Source organism: Oribacterium sp. C9, from assembly GCF_002007235.1.
In the GTDB taxonomy this organism is placed as follows: Bacteria; Bacillota; Clostridia; order Lachnospirales; family Lachnospiraceae; genus Oribacterium.
Window position 1 is genome coordinate 1 of sequence record NZ_MUHW01000067.1, and the last position, 1294, is coordinate 1294.

Sequence of the window (1294 nt, forward strand, 5' to 3'; positions counted from 1 at the left end):
CTTCAGGGTGCTCGTCAGACAGGTAAAACATATGCTATAGAACGATTTGCCGAATCGCGATATGATGAAATGATCGAAATAAATTTCAAACAGACACCTTCTGCATCAGATATCTTTTCCGGTGACCTTACTGTAGATAATATGGTCATGGCATTACGATTCCGATTTCCAGATAAGAAAATAGAGCCATCAAAGACTTTAATTTTTCTTGATGAGATACAGGAATGTGAAGAAGCTATTACTTCTTTGAAATTCTGGGCTGTTGATAACAGATATGACGTAATAGCGTCCGGTTCTCTGTTAGGAATCGATTACAAAAGAGCATCTTCCTATCCGGTAGGGTATGTTGATTATCTTAATATGTATGGTCTGGATTTCGAAGAGTTCCTATGGGGTATTGGTATATCTGAAGATATGATATCGACATTACATGGATATATTGATAGCAGAACAAAAATTCCTGATTCAATTCATAAAAAAATGATGGAATATTATAGATTCTACATAGCAACAGGAGGAATGCCGGAGGTAGTTCAGAAATATTTTGATACTAAAGATTTCAGAGAGGTCGATCGCGTTCAAAGGAACCTTCTCCAAGGCTATCAGTATGATATCGCTCATTATGCGGTTGCAGAAGAAAAAGTAAAAGCAGAGAAATGTTATTTAACGTTATCGAAACAGCTGTTGGATAAGGAAAATCACAAATTCCAATACAAAGAAATAGAAAAGGGTGCCAGAGCACAAAAATATTATTCGAGTATCGAATGGCTGCTCAGGGCTGATATGATTCACTTATGCAGGATAGTAACTGACGTTAGATATGATCTTGATGATTATGCACGGGATGATTTCTTCAGAGCCTATACAACCGATTTGTCTCTGCTTGTTGCAATGAAAGATTTCTCATTGAAGCAGCATATAGTTGAAAATACGCTTGATGGTAATTCGAAAGGTGGGATATACGAATGTGCCATAGCCGATGCGATGCACAAGAAAGGTTATCCTCTGTATTTTTACAAAAATGAGAATACTAAAAAAGAACTTGATTTTATCATTCAGGTCGATGGGAAGGTAGTTCCTATCGAGGTGAAGAGCGGAAAAGAAAAAGCAACATCATTAATAGCGACAATGAAAAAAAATCAAAACATATCCTACGCATACAAATTTATCGATGGAAACATTGGCGTAAGCGAAGATGGAATCATCACGCTGCCTCTTTACATGGCAACATTTATTTAATGCCAGTTTAAATTAATACTGTAAAATTAAAACACTTAAGAAAGCTTGGAAATCC

1 protein-coding gene is annotated in these 1294 nt (G+C 36.2%); it reads left to right on the forward strand.

What is annotated here, in order from left to right; translation table 11 throughout:
- Positions 1–1239: ATP-binding protein (locus BXO88_RS16165; protein ID WP_139355636.1), on the forward strand; the 1239-nt coding region annotated here is incomplete at its 5' end.
- Positions 1240–1294: the final 55 nt, after the last annotated feature.